The organism is Aquimarina rubra, assembly GCF_042684305.1.
Lineage (GTDB): Bacteria > Bacteroidota > Bacteroidia > Flavobacteriales > Flavobacteriaceae > Aquimarina > Aquimarina rubra.
Window position 1 is genome coordinate 810,448 of the sequence record NZ_JBHULE010000008.1, and the last position, 18,013, is coordinate 828,460.

The window sequence follows — 18,013 nt, forward strand, 5'->3', positions numbered from 1 at the left end:
TTACTATTTTTTTAACACTCCGCAAACGTTTTCGTAAAATAATTATCAATTTTTTTCCATATTCATAATTTTGGCATACAGCACATACCGAATCTCTACTACTTTAAAACCACTTAAAAACACGCGAAAAATCCTACAAACAGTATCATCTTATTATTTTAATATGATTCTATATTTAGCGAATTAACCACTTACATAATCGAGCACATCTTGTTTGAAAATTATTTTTTTTACCCAAAAATCAACAGATAATTGAGTGAATTAATGCAGAAAACTTATCAAAAAAGATTTAAGAAATTTCAAAACCCGTCAAGTTTTAGCATTCCATTATTTAAAACTTGTAATAAATAGTATCCATCCTCTTGCTTTAAGATTTATTGAATATCTTTATTCCAAACCAATAAATATTATTACATGAAAAAACTCACACTCATTTTATTTGGCTTATTCACTAGTTTAGGATTTAGCCAACGAATTGTTACAGGAACAGTAACAGACACTTCTGGATCACCCATTCCTTTTGTTAATATTTTAGAGAAAAGTTCTGATAAAGGTACCACTACTGATGATGATGGAAAGTATACCATTGCGGTAGATGATAATGCAATTCTGGTATTTAGTTTTATCGGTTTTCAGACCCAAGAAATTCCTGTAGGTAATAACGACAAAATTGATGTGGTTCTTTTAGAAGGAGAAGCACTTAGTACCATCATCGTCGTAGGATCAAGAAGTCCTAAAAGAACCGCTACTGATACTCCTGTAGCTGTTGATATTATAGATATGCAGGATATTATTACAAAAAGTGGTAAAATAGAAATTAATGAATTATTACAGTACTCTGCTCCTTCGTTTAATGCCAATAAACAATCTGGTTCTGATGGAGCTGATCACATTGATCCTGCCAGTTTACGAGGTTTAGGTCCGGATCAAACATTAGTTTTAATTAATGGAAAAAGACGACATAGCTCTTCTCTTATTAATATCTTTGGTACCAGAGGCCGGGGAAATTCAGGAACAGATCTTAACACCATTCCGGCTACATCAATCAAAAGAATCGAAATCCTTAGAGATGGAGCCGCTGCACAATATGGTTCTGACGCGATTGCAGGAGTTATTAATATTGTACTAAGAGATAACATTGATAAACTAAGCGGTAGTATCAGTTATGGTGCTTATAACACGAATGCTAAAGGTGATTTTCCTGATGGAACTCCAAATACTGATGGTAATCGCTTAGACACAGAAAATGACGGAAACAGACTTGCCGATGATAAAAGTTTGGATGGAGGTTCTGTAAAAGTTACCGCTAATTACGGAGTAGGTATTGGTGATAAAGGATATATCAATTTCACTACAGAATATCTAAGCAAAAACAAAACACTTAGACCAGGATTTGATTTCAGGAGAGGTTTTGGTGAAGCAGCTATAGATGGATTCAATTTCTTTGCTAATGCAAGTGTTCCTCTATCTGACAAGACTGAATTATACGCATTTGGTGGAAGAAATTACCGTGATACCGATGCTTTTGCCTTTACTCGTAATGGCGGTGAACGTGTTGTAACTGAAATTTATCCTAATGGCTTCACACCAAGGATTACTTCTAATATTATAGATAATTCTATTTCTGCTGGTGTAAGAACTGAAACAGATAGTGGCTGGAAAATTGACCTTAGTAATACTTGGGGAAAAAACAATTTCCATTATTTCATTGGGGGTACCCTAAATGCCTCACTAGAAACAAATTCTCCTACAGAATTTGATGCAGGAGGACATAGTTTAAGTCAAAACACCATCAATTTAGACTTCTCTAAGTATTATCCCAAACTTGCCAAAGGTTTAAACCTGGCATTTGGAGCAGAATACAGAACTGAGAATTTTATAATTTTTGCTGGAGAAGCAGGATCATACGGAACATTTGACGCGAATGGAGAAATAGTGACTCCAAGTACTAATTTTAGAAATTTACCCTATTGGAGACCTAATGGTAATTTTGTCGCCACAAATTTCGACACTGTCGGAAATGAAATATTGACCGATTTATTCATTGATAATGATGGTTTAGCACAAAATATTAATGGTGATTATGTAGCCTATTCCGATGTTGCTGATGCTAATGGTAATTTCCCATTAGTTGTTGTCACGAATCCAGGTGATCGACAACGTATTGACGCTTTAGCAATTCAAAGACCTGGTGGATCCCAAGGATTTCCTGGATACAGTCCAGCCAACGAAGTGGATAGATCTAGATCGAACTTATCATTATATGCAGATGCAGAATTAGATATTACTGATGCTTTCCTATTAGCCGGAGCTGCCAGATTTGAAAACTATAGCGATTTTGGAAGCACCATCAATGGAAAACTAGCATTTAGAGTAAAAGCTTCTGATAACATCAATATTCGAGGTTCGGTTAGTACAGGATTTAGAGCTCCATCTTTAGCTCAAATCTACTACAATCTGAGATTCACGGATTTCCAAGGAGGTGTCGCAACGGAAACGCTATTATCTCCAAATAATAGTCCTGTTACTGCGTCTTTTGGAATAGATCGCTTAAAAGAAGAAACCTCCATAAACGCATCTTTGGGTGTTACTGCTAAGTTGGGTGATTTCTCGGCAACCGTAGATGGTTACTATATTGATATTAAGGATCGTATTGTGCTTACCGGGACTTTTCCAGCAACCGATTTTGACAATGTAAATGAAGCTCAATTTTTTGCTAACGGAGTGGATACAGAAACCTTAGGTATGGATGTTGTGCTTTCTTGGAAAAGTAATTATAGTTTTGGAACGTTGTCTGCGCTGTTAGCGGGTAATATTAATAACATGTACATTACCGCCGTAAATACGGACCTAGATCCAGATATCTTTTTCGGAAAAAGAGAGCAAGCATTTTTATTAGCCTCAGCGCCGAGAAGCAAATTTGCTTTGAATCTAAACTACAACACTGATAAATTTAATGCTGGATTGGGATTGACACGATTCAGTGATATTACACTGGTTGATTTTGATGACAATGAAGATGAGTATAGTGCAAAAATAACAGCTGATCTTACGGTTGGTTACGAATTGACTGATCAACTGAAACTTACAATAGGTGGAAACAACATCACCAATGAGTATCCTGACCAACAAGATGATTTAACAGAAGCTGGTGGATATTGGGATGCGGTACAAATGGGATTTAGTGGAGCCTATTATTATGCAAGATTGGATTTTAATTTTTAAATAAATCACTGTCACATTGAGCCTGTCGAAGATGAATCATTCTGGATAAAATACACTTCGACATGCTCAGTGTGACATATTATTTCTCATCATTTTTCTTGCTTAAAACTTGATCAATTGTATTTCTGTATTTTTCAAATTTGATCAAGTTATTATGGGAGCCTCCTTCTATCGTAATCATTCTCTTATTTGATGTTGATATACTTTCAAAAAGTCTTTTACCAGAACCATATGGTACCACGCCATCATCGGTACCGTGATAAATAGTAATAGGACATTGTACTTCCTTAACAAATTTGTTTGAAGGAAACTTGTATTGAAGTATCTGTTTAACCGGAAAGATTGGTAACCAATGAGAAGTTACTTCCTCCATAGTATTATAAGGAGTTTCTAATACTAGGTTACCCGGTTTGTTAGTTGAAGCTATTTTTGTACCGATACCTGTTCCTAGAGATCTTCCATATATAATTACCTGATCTTCATCATATTTAGTTAAAGCATACTCATAAAACAACTGAGCATCCTTGTATAGATTTTCTTCAGTTATGGTGCCGGTACTCTTACCATAGCTTCTATAATCCATCACGATCACATCATATTGTTTCTTAGCAAAAAAAGTAGTTATATTTCCCCATCGAGATAGACTTCCCTTATTTCCGTGGAAATACAAAATTACTCCCTTAGGGTTTTGATTTTTAAAATGAATAGCATTTAAGCGTTCTCCATCAGTAGTTTCAAGAAAAAACTCTTCAAACGGATGATCAAATTGAAATGAATGAAGTTCTGAAAGTTTTTTAGGCTGAAAAATTATTTTATGTTGAAAAAAATAAAGCAAGCCCATTCCTATAAGATATACAATTAATGTCCAAATCAGGACTCTTTTAAGCTTGGACATTTACTTTTTTTGAAGAATGCTTAACACCAATGCTTGTATTTGAAAGATTAATTTTTTTCATCTTTGAATTAATAATTTCTCCTAGCATCTTATGATAGGATTCAAAATTATTTAAGTTTTTATGTCCCCCACCTATAACAGTGTATAAGCGTGTGAGTTTAGGTTTTATTTTAGACAATTTTATACTAGACTTAAAAGGAATTAATTTATCGTGTGTACCATGGATAATATGAATCGGACAATTTACATATTTTAACCACTTATAAGTTGGTATGGGATATCTCATGATCAGTGAAACCGGCATAAAAGGAATAAACTTAGCAGCTACTTTACTTAAACTATAATAAGGAGCATCAAGAATTAACATTTTGGGATTATTGATAGAAGCTAGTTTAGTTGCAAAACCGGATCCCATCGATCGTCCATATAATATGATGTATTTTTCATCTACCTTTTCCTTTAATTTATTATAAACAAATTGAAGGTCTCTTTTGATTGCTTTAAAAGATCGTCTACCCGTACTTTTACCAAAACCACGATAATCTAACATGCATACATCATATCCGTGTCTGGTAAAATCTACTGCAAACTTACCCCAACCTTTGATGCTTTTAGAATTTCCTTTAAGATATAAAACAACACCTTTTGGATCTTCTACCTTAAAATGAAGTCCATTAATAATTGCACCATCCCGTGTTTCCAGGTTATATTCTTCCACCACCTGATTGTTGTAGTGAAACTCAAAATCTTTATCTAATTTCTCAGGTTTGAAAATAAAATACTCCTGTAGGTAGTACAAAACAATACTAGCTACAATATAAAACCCAAGAATAATAATTGCTATGTATCCCCAATTTGGCATATTAATATTCAATTAGATGTATTTGTAAGTAACTAATTTACAAAAAATTAAATATAATTGAATAAAAAAATCCTACCGTAGCAGGATCTTAACTAATATTGTGCTTATTCTATCTTATCGTCTAGCATCATAAATTCTAAAACGAACACCTACCCGCGCATAAATATCAAAAAACTTACTTTTATCAGTAAATTGAGCAACCAATACATCATCACTCAAGTTATTGGTAAAATCATTCATTACACCAGCCTCAAAAAATATATCAAACATCTCCCCTATCATCTGAGAAAAACCAGCTCCGTATACTCCGCCAATTACCAACTGTTCGTATGCTTCTGATTCTAATTCAACACCTAAAACTTCAAACTTAGTATTTAATCTAAATGATGGACCAACATTCACAAATGCTCTAAATCGATCTTTACCTCTGCCAAATAAATACCTAAACTTAGGATTAAAACCAACCTGTAATGCTTTAAATTCACCAAAACCTTCAACTTCACTTGAACGTTGCACTAAATCAAGTGAAAAAACAAAACTAGTCTTTGCTCGAACACCCATCAGATAACCATACCCAGCATTAAAATAAAAACCTGTGCCAATTTCTGAATCTACATTTTCAAAATTAAGTTTAGAAAATGTAGGTCCACCTGAAACTTCCCAGCGATATTGTCCGTAAGAAGAAAAGGAAATAACAGTTAATAAAATAAAGAATATTAATTTTTTCATAATTTCATGTTTAGATTTGAGGTTAAATTCTTGACGAAAATACTAAAATTTAAAAAACGAGTATAAAAAAACCTATCTAAACAGATAGGTTTGTAGTAAATATCTATCTACTAGTATGTTATTCCTTGTGCATAAACGCTTGTTTTTGTAATAAAAACTCTTCTGTTTCAACCACATCTTCATCCGGCACACAACAGTCTACAGGACACACAGCAGCGCACTGAGGTTCTTCATGAAAACCTTTACACTCTGTACATTTATCTGGTACTATATAATAAATCTCATCGCTAACCGGTTCCTGAGCCTCTTCTGAATTAACAGCTTTTCCGCCAGGAAGCACAACATCCCCTTCTAAATCAGTACCGTCGGCATATCTCCAATCATCGGCACCTTCATAAATTGCGGTATTTGGACATTCCGGTTCACAAGCACCACAGTTTATACATTCATCTGTTATTATAATTGCCATAGCTCTTTTTTATTCTAAATTTGCATCACAAAAATAACTCGTAAACTAGTGATAAACAAATTAGAAATGGGATTAAATGATCGAATCACAGCTTTTTCTGAATTAGGTAAGTTCTTAAGCCAATTCAAAAATACTGGTTATGAGAAGATTAGCAACATTAAATTTAATGAAGATTTTTTTGACGGAATGATCCAAAAAATAGAATCTGCTAAACATCATAATGGTTGGTTTACCGAAGAAAATATAATGTTTTCATTATCACAATGGAGTAAAACGCTAACCAAAGACAGTTTAGAAAAATGGTCCTCATCATATTCCTTAGATCATATAAAACCTAAAACAGTAGGAATTATTATGGCAGGTAATATCCCATTAGTAGGGTTTCATGACTTCATTTCGGTACTTATAAGTGGGCACAACGTTTTAGTAAAACAATCTTCAAACGACAATCAATTACTTCCGTATCTGGCGTCATATCTAATCGCAATTGAACCAAGATTTAAAAAACGTATTTCTTTTACCGAAGAGAGATTTGACCATTTTGATGCGATTATCGCCACAGGAAGCAATAATACGGCACGTTATTTCGAGCATTATTTTGGCAATAAACCTAATATCATACGTAAAAACAGAAACTCTATTGCCGTTTTAACCGGAAATGAATCCAAAGAACAGTTAGAAGCATTAGGGGAAGATATTTTTAGATATTATGGATTAGGTTGTAGAAGTGTTTCTAAGCTTATGGTTCCGGAAGGATATGATTTTGACTTGTTTTTTAAATCTATGTATGCTTACAATGATATCATAAATGGAGCCAAGTATGCTAATAATTATGATTATAACAAGGCTGTTTATTTAATGAGTAATTTTAAATTATTGGAAAACGGGTTTTTAATGCTGAAAGAAGACAAAAGTTATGGATCTCCGATTGCAACTTTATTTTATGAGACCTATACCTCCAAAGAAAAATTGTTACAAAAATTAGAAGCTGACAAAGAAGCTATTCAATGTATTGTAGGCGATAATTTTTCTGCCAATAGTATCGATTTTGGAACCACACAACATCCTTCTCTATCAGATTACGCAGATAATGTTGATGTTATTGAATTTTTAACAAAAATTGATTAAATAATTTATCATTTTGACAATGAATTTGTATTAGATTATTAGCACCTTTGTGGTGTTTTTTCTTACCGGTTTAAGGAGCTGGAAAATAACGAGAAAAGTAAATAATATAAAACTAGAAAAACTACTGATGAAAAAGCACAACTTTAGCGCAGGACCTTGTATTTTACCACAAGAAGTATTCAAAGAAGCATCCCAGGCTGTATTAAATTTCAATGACTCTGGGTTATCGATTCTGGAGATTTCACATCGTAGTAAAGATTTTGTAGATGTAATGGAAGAAGCTCGTAGCCTGGCTTTAGAACTACTGGGATTAGAAGGCAAAGGCTATAAAGTACTTTTTCTTCAAGGTGGAGCTAGTACACAATTTTTAATGGCTGCTTATAATTTACTACAATCGAAAGCCGGATATATTAATACCGGTAGTTGGAGCGATAAAGCAATCAAAGAAGCTAAAATTTTTGGAGAAGTTATTGAGGTTGCTTCTTCTAAAGATGCAAACTACAATTACATCCCAAAAGGATATGATGTCCCCGAGGGTTTAGATTACCTACATTGCACAAGTAACAACACTATTTTTGGAACACAAATCAAAGATTTCCCGACTACCAGCGCACCTCTGGTATGTGATATGAGTAGTGATATATTCTCTAGACAATTAGATTTCTCAAAATTTAGTTTGATCTACGCAGGAGCACAAAAAAACATGGGTCCAGCAGGAACTACATTAGTAGTTATAAAAGAAGATATTTTGGGTAAAATCGAAAGACAAATCCCATCCATGTTAGATTATCAAGTACATATCAGCAAGAGTAGTATGTTTAATACTCCTCCTGTATTTGCAGTGTATACTTCTATGCTAACACTAAGATGGTTGAAAAAACTAGGTGGAATTGCAGCAATTGAAGAACAAAACGATAAAAAGGCAAAGCTGATCTATTCTGAAATAGAATTAAATCCTCTTTTCAAAGGATTTGCTGCAAAAGAAGATAGATCTATGATGAATGCTACTTTTTCTTTGGTAGATGAAGATCTTAAAGAAACATTTGATGCTATGTGGAAAGAAGCTGGTATTAGCGGAGTAAATGGTCATAGAAGTGTGGGTGGTTACAGAGCTAGTATGTACAATGCTATGACAATGGAGAGTGTAGCTGCATTAGTAGATGTAATGAGTGATCTTGAAAGAAAAGCGTAAGAAATGATGAATTTTAAGTGTTAAATTATAAATAAATATGATTGAAGAACGTAGTTTTCAATTTGCACTTAAAATCATACAACTTGTAAAATTCTTGAGAGAATCTAAGGAATATGTTTTTGCTGATCAAATTTTGCGCTCTGCTACAAGTATTGGCGCTAATGTTGCGGAGGCCGGTGCAGGGCAATCTAAAAAGGATTTCATTTCTAAAATGGCAATTGCTTCAAAAGAAGCTAGAGAAACAAGGTATTGGCTGCGCTTATTAAATGAAAGTGATTTAGTTAACATAAACTTATCTTCTCATCTTGATGAAATAAATCAAATTATAAAAATTCTAACAAAAATAGTTAAGACAAGTCAACTTAAAACTTAACATTAAAATTTTAAAACTTTTAAAATGAAAGTATTAGCAAACGATGGAGTATCGCAAAGCGGTATTGATGCTCTAGAAAAAGCTGGATTCGAAGTGCAAACCACCACAGTTGCACAGGATCAGTTAGTAGATTATATTAACAAAAACGAAATCAATGTATTATTAGTTCGTAGTGCTACTAAAGTAAGAACTGATATTATTGATAATTGTAGTTCTTTAAAAATTATAGGACGTGGTGGTGTAGGTATGGACAATATTGATGTCGCGTATGCTCGTGAAAAAGGCTTACACGTTATCAATACACCCGCAGCATCATCAGGATCTGTAGCCGAACTGGTTTTTGCTCATTTGTATGGAAGTGTTCGTTTCCTTCATGATGCAAACAGAAATATGCCATTAGAAGGTGATAGCAAATTCAAGAACCTTAAAAAAGCATACGCTAGTGGAACCGAATTAAGAGGCAAAACACTGGGTGTTATTGGTATTGGACGAATTGGTCAAGCAACTGCCAAAATTGCGATTGGTGTGGGGATGAACGTAGTAGCCTTTGACCCCTTTATTGAAGAAGTGGATATTCCTTTAGAGTTTTTTGATGGGCAATCATTAAATTTTAAAATAAAAACCGTTTCTAAAGAAGAAGTACTTAAGCAAGCGGATTTCTTTACATTACATGTTCCGGCCCAAAAGGATTACGTAATTGGTAAGGCAGAAATTGAACAAATGAAGGATGGTGCAGGATTAATTAATGCAGCGCGTGGTGGAGTTATTGATGAAGTAGCTTTGGTAGAAGCTTTAGAGAGTGGTAAGTTGAGTTTCGCAGGTCTTGATGTATTCGAGAATGAACCAAATCCTGCTATCAAAGTATTAATGAATAATAAAATATCTTTAACACCACATATTGGTGCAGCTACAGGAGAAGCTCAAGATAGAATTGGTCAGGAACTTGCTGATCAAATCATTTCTATACTAAAGTAAATAATATAGCAAGAAACTATATTACTCTTAAAAAACACCTATTGCAAATAGTTGCAATAGGTGTTTTTTTATTTTCATTACCCTTATATCGACAAAATCTTCTTTTCATCTATTATTCTATGAAATAAAAGCATACCTATCCCATATTCTTAGAAATAAAAAATGTAACTTTAAGTCACATAATAAAAAATATATTAAAATGTCTGGATTATTAGATTTATTAAATAGCGATATCGGAAAACAAATGATTAGTGGCGTTAGCAATCAGACTGGTCAATCAGAAGGAAAAACTGCTGATGTTTTAAGTATGGCATTACCCGTATTAATGGGAGCTATGAAAAAAAATGCTTCAACGTCTGATGGTGCTTCTGGTCTGATGAATGCTTTGTCAAGTAAGCACGATGGAGGAATTCTTCAAAACTTAGGAGGATTATTTGACGGAGGTGTCGATGATAATACAATGCAAGATGGGGCAGGAATTCTTGGTCATATTCTAGGACAAAAACAACCTCAGGTAGAAAATGCACTTAGCTCTCAATCTGGCGTCGATGCAGGATCTGTTAGTCAAATTCTTAAAGTTGCAGCTCCAATACTTATGGGTGTTTTAGGACAACAAACCAGAGCCAATAACGTGAGTGATTCCAACGGACTAACCTCATTATTAGGCAGTATGTTGGGAGGACAACCAAAACAGAATCAAAGTTTGATTATGTCTCTTATTGACTCAGATGGAGATGGTAGTGTTCTTGACGATGTTGCTGATATGGTGATCGGATCTAACAAGAAAAAAGGTGGTCTTGGTGGACTACTAGGGGGGCTCTTTGGAAAATAAAATCCGACAACCACCCTTTTTATAAAATTATAATAAAGAGTTTTGATATTGTATCAAGGCTCTTTTTATTTTATAATATTAGCTGTATAAAAATGTTAAACACATAAAGTATTCAATCTACTTTTTGTAATTTAGAAAATGATTATGAAAAACAGTATTTACATATTTATTTTAGCATTGTGTATCTATAGCTGTGGAACTACTAAGGACAGAAAACTGGATACGACATCTACCACCGCTACATCTGATACATTAAGAATTGCTAATGACGATTTAGAGTATGAAATTATTATTATAGAGCCAGGCTTTAATAATTGGTTGGTTACACAACAACCTAGAGGATATTACAATCAACAATTTTTGGAAATAAGAAATCGACAATACGTTATTGAGTATAATCAAAGAGTTGTTCAGCCACAACGGTTTGATCCTAATTTATATATACAACAGATTAACTACGATCAATATACGGATTATGGATACGAGGTAAATTATCTTCTTTTTAATTATTTTAAATATTTCGAACAGCGATATAAGCAGAAATTTTTTGTAAGTAGAGGTTAAAGGTTTTGACACAAAAAGTATAAATTGTATTTTTGCGCCATGCAAAAATTCAAAGATCGTTGGGAGATTAAAGCAAATTGGCAACTTCTTTTCCCCTTCCTGGGATTATTAGGTTTACTAATTTCAGCTTTTTTAATAAGTAAACGGTTAATTTCCGGCCTTTTAAAATTATCAGAAACCAACGATTCTTATTTTCTTGCGGTATCCTTAATCACCATTTTTATTTTTATTCCATTACTAGGTTTAACCTTAAAGATTTTTGATGCTTTAGAAAAAAAATGGAATGTCACTTATCGATGGGAACTTATTGCTATTTTTATAGCTTTTGCCATTACAGGCTCTACTGCGGCTCAGGTCTCTGACCCTATACTAACGCTTCTTGGTTTAAGTAGGGAAACTACAAATGGTTGGATTTATTGGCCTCTTCGAATATTATTAATATTCCCAATATATCAGGTAATACTATTGATTGTAGGATGGTTGTTTGGACAGTTTAAGTTTTTCTGGTGGTTCGAGAAAAAAATGCTTCGTAGAATGGGGTTTGCCCGATTCATAAAAGATTAAACACTATCCATCCACAAGTAAAAGTTTATTTAACAACTTCCACTTCAATTATTTTAGCTTCATTATCAGCAACTTCCTCTTTATTTAATACAAAAGTATATATCCACATTAATGTAAATGATGGAATAATATCGGTACCTGGAATAATCTCTTCAATAAAAGTTATTACGGAAGCTATCTTACCCTTCTTTCCGGGATACATATCCATCATTTTTTTTGCAGCATAAGGTGCCCACAAAATATCTAAAAAAGGACCAATAAAGGGCACAGCCATTGAAGCCATACCAACTATATCATAAACAATCCCTTTTTTTAATAATTTATATTTCTGTTTTTTCATAAGTTTCTATTTACTAAAGATATAACAAAAAAAATGCCAAAAAATTGTTATGCCAAATCCGCAGTAATCAACCTTAAAAATTCTGTTCGGGTTTCAATTTTTTCAAATTGTCCCCTAAACCCCGAAGTGGTAGTTACCGAATTTTGTTTTTGTACGCCACGCATCATCATACACATATGTGCTGCTTCAATAACTACAGCAACACCTTTAGGCTTCAACGTATCATTTATACACTCCAAAATGTTATGAGTCAACCGCTCTTGCACCTGAAGACGTCTGGCAAAAACATCCACAATTCTTGGTAGTTTACTTAAACCTACAATTTGACCATTAGGAATGTATGCAATATGAGCTTTTCCAAAAAACGGCAACATATGATGTTCACACAAAGAATACAATTCAATATCTTTTACAATTACCATGTCATCGTATTCCTCTTTAAACATAGCACTTCTGAGAATTTCTTCAGGATCTTGGTGATAACCCTGGGTTAAGAATTGCATGGCTTTTGCTGCTCGTTCAGGAGTTTTTTCAATTCCTTCTCTGCTTACATCCTCTCCTAGATCTGTGATTATAGATTTAAATTTATTCTTAACATCGTCTGTAACTTTTATGTTGTATTCCTCGAATTTATTATATGGCATTATATCGTTATTAGTTCTGTATTTCCTTCTTTAATTTACTCTTAAAAGTATTTTGCAATTTACTTAGTTTTGGGTTAATCACAAACTGACAATACCCTTGATTACTATTTTGATTATAATAGTTCTGATGATAATCTTCAGCATTATAAAAAGCTCCTAGCTCGGTTACTTCCGTTACTATAGGGTCATCAAAAATGCCTTCAGAAGTAAGACTTTCAATAATGGATTGTGCCATCTCCTTTTGTTCTTCATCAATATAAAAAATAGCGCTTCTGTATTGTGTACCTCGATCCGCTCCTTGCCTATTTAATGTGGTTGGGTCGTGAGTAGCAAAAAAGATTTCTAACAACTCGTGATAATTAATGATCTCAGCATCATATTCGATTTTAATCGCTTCTGCATGACCTGTTCTACCTGTTGTTATTTCTCGATATGCCGGATTCTTAATTGTGCCTCCTGTATATCCTGAGATTACTTTGTATACGCCTTCCAGCCTCTGAAAAACCGCTTCGGTACACCAGAAACATCCACCAGCAAAAACAGCAGTACTTAAGTTATTTTTTCCCATAGTAATGTTAAAATATAAATATTGTTTAACTAATGTACACATATACTAAACAGCCCTAATGTTTTTTAACTTTTCATTAGTATGTCATGTAGTTGTACAATCCTAGTTTTGCAGGTAAGTCGAAAAAGTAAGGATTTTTTTACAAAACATGAATAGAAAACTACGCCCTATCTTAAGTGTGCTGTTAATGCTGCATGCGCTTATTTTGTTCAGTCAAGAAAAAAAAGAGATTACCGCAAAGAGAATCACTACAGCACCTAAGATCGATGGTATTCTGGATGATCAGGTTTGGAAAGATATTCCTGCTTCTGGCGACTTTAGAATGTGGCAACCGGGAAACGAAGGAACAATTCCGGAGAATCTTCGAACGGAAGTTAAAATGGCTTATGATAATAAAGCTGTATATTTTGCAGCGTATCTATATGATGATCAACCGGACAAAATATTAAAGCAGTTTAGTCAACGTGATAATGTGTTTGCGCAGGCAGACTTTTTTAATATTTCGATAAACACCTATAATGATGGGATTAATGAAACTCGATTTTTTATTACGAGTGCAGGAACCATTGGAGATGCTCGAGCGGATCAGTTTAATGAAGATTTTAGCTATAACGTAGTTTTTAGTGCCAAAATTTCTTATGACGAAAAAGGTTGGTATGCAGAATTTAGGATCCCATACAACGCCTTACGTTTTCCTGAAGTAGCAGTGCAAGATTGGAGTATCAATTTTTTTAGACGTCTGCAAAATAGAAATGAAACACATTCCTGGAATTTTGTAGATAATGAAGTAGGGCAACGAACCCAGTATAACGGATTAGTGAGAGGTGTGGAAAATATAAATCCTCCGCTAAGACTTACATTTTTTCCTTTTGTCCAAGGCTTAGCTACCAACTTTGATGGAGAAACGGAAACTGATTTTAGTGCAGGATTGGATGTAAAATATGGATTAAGTGATAGTTTTACGCTGGATGCTACGTTGATACCTGACTTTGGGCAAGCTGCTTTTGATGAAGTGCGCCTTAATTTAGGCCCCTTTGAACAGACTTTTGGAGAAAACAGACAGTTTTTTACAGAAGGAACAGAACTTTTTAATAAAGGTAATATTTTCTTTTCCAGACGTGTGGGTAATGGCCCTACAGGTTTTGTATCGGATGATGAACTCATGGAAAATGAAATAGCCGAAGAAGCTCCTTCTAAAGTTAACTTATTAAATGCAATTAAAATTTCCGGAAGAACCAAAGGAAATCTGGGTATTGGTTTTTTTAATGCTGTTACTGAAAAAACAGAGGTTCGTATCACAGATACAATTACTGGAAATCAAAGAAGTAAGGTGGTCGAACCATTGGCTAATTATAACATTTTTGTACTGGATCAACAGTTTAATAATAACTCTTCTTTATCCTTAATAAATACGAATGTAACTCGTAATGGCAGCGATTTTAGGGATGCTAACGTAACGGGATTAGTTTGGAATCTGGCGAATAAGGCAAATTCATACCGATTAACAGGACGATCCATAGTCAGTCAGGTAAATCTACCGGGAGATAACATTGCAGGTTTTAGATCAGAATTAGATTTTGATCGTATCAAAGGTAAATGGCGATACGGATTTGGTCATGACTTAGCAAACACTACTTTTGATATTAATGATCTGGGAGTAAATTTTAGAAACAACTTCAATAGCTTTAGAGTAAGTACCTCTTACCAAATCTTTGAACCCACTAAGGTATTTAATAACTATAGGATCAATCTCTTTGCCAGGCATCGTAGGTTATATAAACCAAGCGTTCAAACATCTAACTCTATAGGTGTTGATTGGTTTTTTGTGACCCGAGAACGTTTTGCTTTTGGAGGGTTTACTATTTATGATTCTGACACAGACGATTATTTTGAGCCAAGAGTAGATGGCAGATTTGTAACATTTAGTGAAAATCTAGGAGTCAATCTATGGGTATCCTCTGATTATCGAAAGAAATTTGCATACGATGTACGAGTATTCCATCGTAATTGGTTTGAAGATGATCAACAAACCTATAGCATGAATCTTTCTCCAAGATATCGATTCTCTGATAAACTCCTGGTAGTTTGGGCCACTGATTACTCTATCAGAAAACGAAATTTTGGATATATTGACAATAATGACACGGATGTTTTCCTGGGACAAAGAGACATTACTACAATAGAAAATTCGCTGAGTGCCAGCTATAATTTTGATCCGTATAAAGCGATCAATCTTCGTTTTAGAAACTTTTGGAGTACAGCAGATTATTCAGAAAATGTATTCTACGTATTGAACAACGATGGAAGTCGCACACAAGCAGATTACGACATTTCGCAAAACGATCCTAATACCAATTTTAATATTTGGAATCTGGATTTAAGCTTTAGCTGGAGATTTGCTCCCGGAAGTGAAGCTACCCTACTCTACCGAAATCAGATTTTTAATCAGGATGAACTTTCTATGATTAACTATACAGACAGCTTAGACAATCTTTTTGGTCAGCCGATCCAGCATACATTATCATTAAGAGTTGTTTATTTTCTTGACATCAATAATTTAAAGGGTTCTTTTAAAGGATAATCTTGGCGATTTTTAGGATATTGGTTACTTTCACAGATTCAAGAAACAAATAGATGATAAAAGCGAAGAATATTCATAAAAATTACGGAGATTTACACGTATTAAAAGGTGTAGATTTACACATTAAAGAAGGTGAAATTGTTTCTATCGTAGGAGCGTCAGGTGCAGGAAAAACTACGTTACTACAGATTCTTGGAACATTAGATAGAGCTTCAGAAATTAAAGGAAGTGATTTGTCTATCAATAATAGTATTATCAATTTCCTTTCTGAAAAACAGCTTTCTAAATTTAGAAATGAGCAATTAGGGTTTATTTTTCAGTTTCATCAGCTTTTACCTGAATTTACAGCTTTAGAAAATGTATGCATCCCTGCATTTATTAAAAAAGTTCCAAAAGCTGAGGCAGAAAAAAGAGCGAAAGAATTGTTAGGCTTTTTAGGTCTGGAACATCGGTGTGATCACAAACCCAGTGAGCTTTCCGGTGGAGAACAACAAAGAGTTGCCGTTGCCCGGTCTTTGATTAACAACCCTAAAGTAATCTTTGCCGATGAACCTTCTGGTAACTTAGATAGTGAATCCGCAGAAAATTTACATCAACTATTCTTTAAATTGAGAGATGAGTATGGACAAACGTTTGTTATAGTTACACATAACGAAGAATTGGCGGATATGGCAGACAGAAAATTAGTAATGGTAGATGGTAAAATTATAGGCTAATATTCTTAGTTCTAACAAAATATATAAAAGACCGTTTAAAAAACGGTCTTTTGATAGATTTCTAAGTTATAGCATTTTTTTTTAATAAAGATATTCTATAGCAGTTACATCATTTCTGTTGAAGTTTCCATCTTCATATCCTGTAGGACAGGACATCATTGTAGAACTAATGTCAATTCCTGTAGGAGTTCCCGGAATATGAATTGCTCCATCTGATCCTTGCTGTTCGTTACTTCCATCACAATATCTTCTGAACCAATCAGTATGACGTAATCCAATACAGTGACCCATTTCGTGAGTAATAACATGAGTTGCATAATTAGACCCTCTACTGGAAACACTTGGTCCAATACGAGCCCATTTATAAGGCCTACCACCTGATGGAAATCCGGCTAATCCTCCAGCTCCAAGATCTCTTCTAACATATACCACAAGATCAGCTGCTTGATAATTAGTTCCAAAGGTTAGTCTAAGATTAAGAGAACTATTTAAGCGATTATAATTATTTACCGCTCTTTGTAGCGCTTGTCTATTTGTAGTATCAAGGCCATTTCCGCCTCCTCCTGTATATCCTAGAACATCAATAGTACGATTATTACTACTTACAAGATTACGAGTTCTATACTGCTTCATACCATTATCAGTATCTCCTAAACCTTCCATATCCATAAGTTGGTTTACAGGAATACCTAGATCGGTATTATTTACGATGAAATCGGTCGTAGTTCCGTCTAAATCGGTAATAGCCTTAAAAGAAACTTCGGTATTACTGACCCCAAGTTCATTTAATTTCAGCAATTGCTCTTTTGTTGGTTCCTTCTGTAATGTTTCAGTTTCATCGCCTACACCTTCATTTTGGCAGGACAGAAAAGCTCCACCGAACAAAAGAGTTAGCATCATTAATTTGAATGTTTTCATAATAATTGTTGAGTTTGATAGTTAAAAAATTTAGTTTCAATACTGCTTGTTAACTTAGAAATCTCTTAGTTGAGTTTAGTATTATTTTTTTGTAAGCACTTTAGATAAAAATCAATCGCCCCTTCTAAATGAACCAAAATAATTAGTCTTTTATCTAAAAAATATAGATTAGACTTTATATCAAGCATATATCACACAATTCTTTATTGCTTATTAGAATATTGATTACTTAAAACCTTGATATGAGTATGATTTTACTATACTTAACAATAGTTATTTTAGCAAATAGGATAGAGATTGATCCTGTTTAAATGTTGATTCAAATGTTATAAAATCTTAGTTGTAACCCTTTTTTCAGGAAATGATAAAGTTCAAATAATATTTCGAATCCAGATGCAAATGTTGTTTAAATAGTACTTCGGGTGATAATTAGGTGTC

Annotated in this window: 18 protein-coding genes; 10 read left to right on the forward strand and 8 right to left on the reverse strand. The window is 33.9% G+C overall.

What is annotated here, in order from left to right; all coding sequences use genetic code 11:
* The first annotated feature begins 414 nt into the window (after window positions 1-414).
* Window positions 415-3,225 carry a TonB-dependent receptor gene (locus ACFSR1_RS07845; protein ID WP_378291301.1) on the forward strand — a complete coding sequence of 937 codons (2,811 nt, stop codon included), beginning with the start codon at window positions 415-417 and terminating at the stop codon, window positions 3,223-3,225.
* A gap of 79 nt (window positions 3,226-3,304) precedes the next feature.
* Here ACFSR1_RS07845 and ACFSR1_RS07850 read toward each other — a convergent pair whose 3' ends face one another.
* The 4 genes from ACFSR1_RS07850 to ACFSR1_RS07865 all read right to left on the reverse strand — a co-directional run bounded on the left by ACFSR1_RS07850 (window position 3,305) and on the right by ACFSR1_RS07865 (window position 6,180).
* Window positions 3,305-4,120, reverse strand: coding sequence for an alpha/beta fold hydrolase (locus tag ACFSR1_RS07850; RefSeq protein WP_378291303.1), 816 nt, complete (start codon window positions 4,118-4,120; stop codon window positions 3,305-3,307).
* Window positions 4,107-4,994 carry an alpha/beta hydrolase gene (locus ACFSR1_RS07855; RefSeq protein ID WP_378291304.1) on the reverse strand — a complete coding sequence of 296 codons (888 nt, stop codon included), beginning with the start codon at window positions 4,992-4,994 and terminating at the stop codon, window positions 4,107-4,109. The genes ACFSR1_RS07850 and ACFSR1_RS07855 overlap by 14 nt, the downstream gene beginning before the upstream one ends.
* Window positions 4,995-5,096: 102 nt before the next feature.
* Window positions 5,097-5,711, reverse strand: coding sequence for a hypothetical protein (locus ACFSR1_RS07860; protein WP_378291306.1), 615 nt, complete (start codon window positions 5,709-5,711; stop codon window positions 5,097-5,099).
* Window positions 5,712-5,829: 118 nt separating this feature from the next.
* Window positions 5,830-6,180 carry a 4Fe-4S dicluster domain-containing protein gene (locus ACFSR1_RS07865; RefSeq protein ID WP_378291308.1) on the reverse strand — a complete coding sequence of 117 codons (351 nt, stop codon included), beginning with the start codon at window positions 6,178-6,180 and terminating at the stop codon, window positions 5,830-5,832.
* A 66-nt stretch (window positions 6,181-6,246) separates the two neighbouring features.
* Here ACFSR1_RS07865 and ACFSR1_RS07870 point away from each other — a divergent pair, with 66 nt between their 5' ends.
* From ACFSR1_RS07870 to ACFSR1_RS07900, 7 genes are all read left to right on the forward strand, one after another.
* Complete coding sequence (locus tag ACFSR1_RS07870) at window positions 6,247-7,308, forward strand: acyl-CoA reductase (RefSeq protein WP_378291370.1); 1,062 nt, start codon at window positions 6,247-6,249, stop codon at window positions 7,306-7,308.
* Between the two features lie 127 nt (window positions 7,309-7,435).
* The gene (gene serC, locus ACFSR1_RS07875) at window positions 7,436-8,500 is read left to right on the forward strand and encodes a 3-phosphoserine/phosphohydroxythreonine transaminase (RefSeq protein ID WP_378291310.1); all 1,065 of its coding nucleotides are present in this window, start codon (window positions 7,436-7,438) and stop codon (window positions 8,498-8,500) included.
* 37 nt (window positions 8,501-8,537) lie between these two features.
* Window positions 8,538-8,873: a four helix bundle protein gene (locus tag ACFSR1_RS07880; protein WP_378291311.1), complete on the forward strand. Its 336-nt coding sequence runs from the start codon at window positions 8,538-8,540 to the stop codon at window positions 8,871-8,873.
* Between the two features lie 24 nt (window positions 8,874-8,897).
* Window positions 8,898-9,848: a D-2-hydroxyacid dehydrogenase gene (locus ACFSR1_RS07885; RefSeq protein ID WP_378291313.1), complete on the forward strand. Its 951-nt coding sequence runs from the start codon at window positions 8,898-8,900 to the stop codon at window positions 9,846-9,848.
* 199 nt (window positions 9,849-10,047) lie between these two features.
* Window positions 10,048-10,680: a DUF937 domain-containing protein gene (locus ACFSR1_RS07890; protein WP_378291314.1), complete on the forward strand. Its 633-nt coding sequence runs from the start codon at window positions 10,048-10,050 to the stop codon at window positions 10,678-10,680.
* A 144-nt stretch (window positions 10,681-10,824) separates the two neighbouring features.
* Window positions 10,825-11,244 carry a DUF6146 family protein gene (locus ACFSR1_RS07895; RefSeq protein WP_378291316.1) on the forward strand — a complete coding sequence of 140 codons (420 nt, stop codon included), beginning with the start codon at window positions 10,825-10,827 and terminating at the stop codon, window positions 11,242-11,244.
* Window positions 11,245-11,283: 39 nt separating this feature from the next.
* Window positions 11,284-11,808 (forward strand): DUF6787 family protein, encoded by a 525-nt coding sequence (locus tag ACFSR1_RS07900; RefSeq protein WP_378291317.1) that lies wholly within the window; start codon window positions 11,284-11,286, stop codon window positions 11,806-11,808.
* A gap of 25 nt (window positions 11,809-11,833) precedes the next feature.
* Here ACFSR1_RS07900 and ACFSR1_RS07905 read toward each other — a convergent pair whose 3' ends face one another.
* The 3 genes from ACFSR1_RS07905 to msrA are packed head-to-tail and all read right to left on the reverse strand — an operon-like array spanning window position 11,834 to window position 13,360.
* A complete protein-coding gene (locus ACFSR1_RS07905) occupies window positions 11,834-12,148 on the reverse strand; it encodes a hypothetical protein (protein ID WP_378291319.1) in 315 nt (104 codons plus the stop codon).
* Window positions 12,149-12,195: 47 nt separating this feature from the next.
* Window positions 12,196-12,792 carry a GTP cyclohydrolase I FolE gene (gene folE, locus ACFSR1_RS07910; protein WP_378291321.1) on the reverse strand — a complete coding sequence of 199 codons (597 nt, stop codon included), beginning with the start codon at window positions 12,790-12,792 and terminating at the stop codon, window positions 12,196-12,198.
* Between the two features lie 10 nt (window positions 12,793-12,802).
* Entirely contained in the window at window positions 12,803-13,360 is a 558-nt protein-coding gene (gene msrA, locus ACFSR1_RS07915) for a peptide-methionine (S)-S-oxide reductase MsrA (RefSeq protein WP_378291322.1), read from the reverse strand.
* A 148-nt stretch (window positions 13,361-13,508) separates the two neighbouring features.
* Between msrA and ACFSR1_RS07920 the strand changes: the two genes are divergently transcribed.
* Window positions 13,509-15,941 carry a DUF5916 domain-containing protein gene (locus ACFSR1_RS07920; protein ID WP_378291324.1) on the forward strand — a complete coding sequence of 811 codons (2,433 nt, stop codon included), beginning with the start codon at window positions 13,509-13,511 and terminating at the stop codon, window positions 15,939-15,941.
* A gap of 53 nt (window positions 15,942-15,994) precedes the next feature.
* Window positions 15,995-16,657: an ABC transporter ATP-binding protein gene (locus tag ACFSR1_RS07925; RefSeq protein ID WP_378291326.1), complete on the forward strand. Its 663-nt coding sequence runs from the start codon at window positions 15,995-15,997 to the stop codon at window positions 16,655-16,657.
* Between the two features lie 81 nt (window positions 16,658-16,738).
* On the opposite strand, the gene ACFSR1_RS07930 is transcribed toward ACFSR1_RS07925, so the two are convergent.
* On the reverse strand, window positions 16,739-17,575 hold the full coding sequence (locus ACFSR1_RS07930; protein ID WP_378291328.1) for a M57 family metalloprotease: 837 nt from the start codon (window positions 17,573-17,575) through the stop codon (window positions 16,739-16,741).
* Between the last annotated feature and the right edge of the window lie 438 nt (window positions 17,576-18,013).